Genomic DNA, 5,017 nt, shown 5'->3' with positions numbered 1-5,017 from the left:
GCACCAACTGCAGGCCGCTTAACCTTTAATGTCGATGAGCCAGAACCTCCGTTCCGAATAACCTGAAACTGTCTCAAATCATCTGACGACGGACATATCTGCAGACGGCGATCGAATACAAACAGCATTGGGAAAAGATCCTCGATCGCCGCGAACGGTTAGGGTTGACCGGCTTGGCGCCTCTGCCCCATCCGGACGATGTGGTCATTGACTTTAAAAGAGGCGAGGTCATCCTCAAGGGTCCGATGACAAAGGAAGAAAAGGTCGAGTGGGATCAGCTCTACGACCGCATTGAGGAATGCGACCGCGACATCGCCGAGTCGACCGCCATGCTCACGGATCGCAAGAATGGACGGTTTCGGAAGTTCATTGAGGATGATATCGCGCACGAAAAACATATCCGCGACATGCTTGTCGAGGCCGTCGGCGAGCCGAAAGATCGGCGGAGATAAACCGCGGCGGCGGTTGGAAAACACTCGAAGCAGGCCCTCGCTTCGCCCCAGCCAGCGGTATCTTGACACGCAATCCCAAGGCTCCGCCGACTTCGATTCCATTATCCCCGCCGCGCGTTGTGAAGCGGGGTGGAACGGAACTTTTTGACTGCGGCCCTCTTATCCCATTTTGCCAGATGACGGGCAAAAAGATAACGCGCATTATCGTCATTAACGATAGAAAGAAATTACCAATGGAAAAATCTGAAGTTATATCCACACTCAATGATCTGCTCAATACGACGAAAGACGGCGAAGACGGGTTTCAAGCCTGTGCCGAACAAGTCAAGAACGCCAACCTCAAGTCTGTGTTTGAAACCGCTGCCTCACGCTGTCGCGAAGGAGCTCATGAGCTCGAGTCTCACATTCGAGCTCTCGGGGGGAACCCATCTGATTCCGGCACCATAAGCGGAGCTCTTCATCGCGCTTGGACGGGTCTCAAATCATCCATTACTTCGATGGATGATCACGCGGTCCTGGAGGAATGCGAGCGCAGCGAAGACGCGGCCAAGAGCGCCTACGAGGCAGCCTTGAAGAAGGATCTGCCCGCCGACATCCGGACTGTCGTTGAGCGGCAATATTTTGGCGTCAAGGAAAATCACGACCACGTTCTTGACCTCCGGAACTCGACGCGCGCTGCCTAAAACAAAGCCAACAGCGGCGTGCTCGAACGCCGCTGTTGTGATTATGTAAGGATCAATCGACACTGAGAACCACTTTTTCCTTCGACCGCAGGCGTTTCGGTTGCCGGTTGCGTTCCTGTCAATGGCTATATAAATTGTGAACTACCCGACGGCGAAGGTGTTCAGCCCTTTTAACGAACGAGATCGAAACGCGACTGTCAATTGCACGTATTGTTTAAACGTGGGTGCGAATCAGCGAGTCGGTATCGCCAAGCGAGGTTGAATGGTTTCGTACGTAACAACCGCCGGGGTTCTAGGTTTTACTCTCTTGCTCGTCGCATGTGGAGACGAAGCCACATTGCCGGCAGCGCAAGGTTATGGCGAACACCCGGTGCTTCCAAATCCAGTAACCTCTCTATTGCCAACCATAAATGTCGCAAAAGCCGTGGGTTGGGCAGCCGGGGAGCAACCGTCGCCGGCCGCTGGCTTGGCGGTACAAGCGTTCGCGACCGGACTGCAACATCCGCGCTGGCTCGCCGTCCTGCCCAATGGAGATGTCCTTGTCGCCGAAACGGATGCACCTGAGAAGCCTGACGACAGCAAGGGATTTCGGGGATTAGTGCAGAAATGGATCATGAAAGGCGCAGGATCGGGCCTCGGCAGTCCAAACCGAATCACGCTTCTCCGTGATTCTAATGGGACCGGCGTGGCCGATCAGAAATTCACCTTTTTGTCGGGGCTGAACTCTCCTTTCGGGATGACGCTGGTCGGTCATGACCTCTACGTCGCGGATACCGACGCATTGCTTCGATTTCCCTATAACTCGGGCGAGACATCAATCAAAGAAGCTGGCGTCAAGATCGCCGATTTGCCGGCCGGATCGATTAATCATCACTGGACAAAGGACGTGATCGCCAGCGAGGATGGCAAGACGCTCTACGTCACCGTGGGCTCGAACAGCAACGCCGCTGAGAATGGTCTTGAGGCAGAGCGCCTTCGGGCCGACATTCTGGCAATCGAGCGCGATTCCGGCAAGATGCGGGTCTTCGCGTCCGGGCTTCGCAACGCCAGCGGTTTGTCTTGGCAACCAGACAGCCACGCGCTTTGGGTCGTCGTCAATGAACGCGACGAAATCGGCAGCGATCTCGTCCCCGACTATATGACATCGGTCAAAGAGGGCGCATTTTATGGCTGGCCCTTCAGCTATTATGAAAATCACGTCGATACGCGGGTCAAGCCGCAGTCTGCGGAGCTCGTCGCCAAGGCGGTTGTTCCGGATTACGCGCTTGGCGCTCACACGGCATCGCTTGGCTTGACCTTCGCGACAGGCGAACTTTTTGATGCCTCGTTCAAGGGCGGCGCGTTTGTCGGTCAGCATGGATCCTGGAATCGAGTCCCCCGCAGCGGCTATAAAGTGATCTTCGTGCCGTTCACCAAGGGCAAGCCATCTGGACCGCCGCGGGATGTGCTTACCGGATTTCTGAATGAACGCGGCGAGGCGCGGGGGCGACCAGTCGGTGTCAGAGTCGACACGAAGGGGGCGCTTCTCGTGGCAGATGACGTCGGCGGAACAGTATGGCGCGTCACCCCTGCCACGTCTCTGGCGACGGAATAATCGAACTTTCAAACGTTCTCCGGTTTGTCTGAAACTTTCGAAGGTCGATCAGAGGGCGCAAAATATGGACTCAACTCTGGTCATTGGAACAGTTGCTGCTCTTGTCTCGACGGTGAGCTTTGTGCCGCAAGCATGGAAAATAATCAGGACCCGAAACACAAGCGGGATCTCCACTGGAATGTACGCAATGACGGTGGCGGGGTTCTCATTGTGGCTTAGTTATGGACTGCTGCGAAGGGAATGGCCGCTGATCGTCCCGAACGCCATTTGCTTGTTTGCATCGAGCTTCATCTTCGCAATGAAGCTTTTTCCCAAAAGGTTCATGAGATCGGTAGCGGACGCCCTCAATCCATCCGCGAATTGATAAATCCGTTCCGACAAAAAGGCTATCGTCATGGGTTCTTTATCTCTCGCCTGGCGCTTGCAGCCTTCCTACGGCCTTGAATGAGGCGGGTGGCCTGCTGCCGGTTTCGTGGACACCAAGTTTGGGTGTTTCATGACGCTGGAGGTGGGGAATGGAGAGACGTAAATATCGCTCTGCAAGTCGGTGCTTCAACTTCGTGGACCACGAGCAAGGTTTCGCAGCACGTTCTCGTGGTCGCTTACCCAAAGTTCCCGAATCAGACGAGAACCGTTTCGATCTTGAACTCGCGACTCCCCGAAAGCGCGAAAAGCGGGATGAAGACCAGGATGACGATCATCGTCGCGTAGACGATTCCCGAACGGACCTCCTGACTGGCGGAGACGATCACGTCGAAGACGGGCCGCGGTTCGGGCGCCCGCCAAGCTGGCGGGCAATGGCAGAAACGGACAAGCCCTGTCGATGAAGATCCAAAATCATCACGATTTCCCCGAGTTTGATCACCGCGCCGTTCCTTCCCGCCAAAGGGAACAGCATCGGCGAATTGGTCGCCGTCCGACCTGCCGAGGTTCATTCCGGCAGGCTCGGCATAATGAAAACAGGGGAAATTCTAAAATGCCATTTTTGGGGAGAATTACTCCGCCACTGACAAGCCGCGCCGGCAGCCACAGAACCCTTCCCTGGTATCCCGAAGCAATCAGGCCCACGAATCCAACGTTGACTAGGTATTTTCCGAACCTACCCGCTGTCGATGGATGCTGTGATATTGCAATCGCGAAGAGCAACAAATCGCCGAGTGTAATGCAAGACATTGCATTGCTGCTATCTTCAGGAGACCAATCATGGGCAGCACTGCTGACAGGATCAAAGATATTGGGCCACAGCCGCAATCGTTCGACATTGAAGGCGCGACGAAAGAAAATGCAAATTACCGTTCAGTCGCCTGGAGCGGGCGCTATCTGCAAGTGACGCTGATGTCGATCCCTGCCGGCGGCGACATTGGCCTTGAAGCGCATCCTGAGACTGATCAGTTCCTGCGCCTCGAAGCTGGCATCGGCCGAGTGCAGATGGGAGCCGCGAAGGACCAACTGACTTTTGAAAAGGAAGTGTCAAACGGTTGGTGTGTCCTCGTTCCGGCGGGGACCTGGCACAACATCACAAATATCGGGGCGGCGCCAATGCAAGTCTATACGATCTACGCTCCCGACCACCACACGCCCGGCAAGGTGCAGGCGACAGCGGCGGCGGCCAAAGCCGACAAAGACGACGAGCCAGCGGCCTGGTCAGTGCAGCCAAAACATACGCCCGATAAACACGGGTGACCCGCTTGATCTGCAAGAACGGGAGTAAGTCCGCTAATGTGAAGGGTTTCGGATTGCCGGCCCGTCACGAACTTCCCGGCCTGTCGTCTGGGCCAGCGGTCCGGACATCTCGGGGAAGAAACCCGCTGTGACAATGGGGATTTGGGTGTCAGGGATGGATCGGGTTGGACCGCTGAGGACGCTGCGATCGGGGTCAATAGAGGCGGAGAGCACGGATGCGGCGCGGTGATTGACGCCCGCAAGTTGGAACTGGGCGATCGGATCTCGATATGGAAGCATCCGATGAGCCTCGTCGGAAGGAAACCTCGATCTGATCATCCATTCTCATGAAGTTTGGGCGCAGTTTGTCGGCCCCAGCGAGAGAGTGGTGTGCAACTTCGCGATATCGTGACGGCATGATCATCATTACGAAGTGTCGATCCATATGATCGCTTGTTGCTTGTTCGAGCGGTTTTGTGGTGAGGTGCCGCGGCCAGACAATTCGATGATAAACATGCGGCCAACAAGAGATGTCCGTCGTCAGATGATTTGAGACAGTTTCAGGTTATTCGGAACGGAGGTTCTGGCTCATCGACATTAAAGGTTAAGCGGCCTGCAGTTGGTGC

At 55.6% G+C, this 5,017-nt stretch carries 6 protein-coding genes; 5 read left to right on the top strand and 1 reads right to left on the bottom strand.

Annotated features, from left to right (window positions below; all coding sequences use genetic code 11):
* Positions 1–245 precede the first annotated feature (245 nt).
* The 4 genes from BM177_RS19035 to BM177_RS19020 all read left to right on the top strand — a co-directional run bounded on the left by BM177_RS19035 (position 246) and on the right by BM177_RS19020 (position 3,093).
* Entirely contained in the window at positions 246–452 is a 207-nt protein-coding gene (locus BM177_RS19035) for a hypothetical protein (protein WP_139223753.1), read from the top strand.
* Between the two features lie 233 nt (positions 453–685).
* Positions 686–1,135, top strand: a complete 450-nt coding sequence (locus BM177_RS19030) for a PA2169 family four-helix-bundle protein (RefSeq protein WP_091686847.1) — start codon at positions 686–688, stop codon at positions 1,133–1,135.
* 262 nt (positions 1,136–1,397) lie between these two features.
* Positions 1,398–2,729 carry a PQQ-dependent sugar dehydrogenase gene (locus BM177_RS19025; protein ID WP_091686843.1) on the top strand — a complete coding sequence of 444 codons (1,332 nt, stop codon included), beginning with the start codon at positions 1,398–1,400 and terminating at the stop codon, positions 2,727–2,729.
* A complete protein-coding gene (locus BM177_RS19020) occupies positions 2,671–3,093 on the top strand; it encodes a SemiSWEET family sugar transporter (protein WP_342028945.1) in 423 nt (140 codons plus the stop codon). The genes BM177_RS19025 and BM177_RS19020 overlap by 59 nt, the downstream gene beginning before the upstream one ends.
* 256 nt (positions 3,094–3,349) lie before the next feature.
* Here the strand turns inward: BM177_RS19020 and BM177_RS20280 are convergent, their stop codons facing one another.
* Positions 3,350–3,664, bottom strand: a complete 315-nt coding sequence (locus BM177_RS20280; RefSeq protein ID WP_091686837.1) for a hypothetical protein — start codon at positions 3,662–3,664, stop codon at positions 3,350–3,352.
* 268 nt (positions 3,665–3,932) lie between these two features.
* Here BM177_RS20280 and BM177_RS19010 point away from each other — a divergent pair, with 268 nt between their 5' ends.
* A complete protein-coding gene (locus BM177_RS19010) occupies positions 3,933–4,412 on the top strand; it encodes a cupin domain-containing protein (protein WP_091686836.1) in 480 nt (159 codons plus the stop codon).
* The last annotated feature ends 605 nt before the right edge of the window (positions 4,413–5,017 follow it).

Origin of the sequence: Methylocapsa palsarum, from assembly GCF_900114285.1 — a bacterium.
GTDB lineage: Bacteria > Pseudomonadota > Alphaproteobacteria > Rhizobiales > Beijerinckiaceae > Methylocapsa > Methylocapsa palsarum.
Note: the sequence above shows the minus strand (reverse complement) of the source record. Positions and strands in the feature narration are given on the sequence as shown.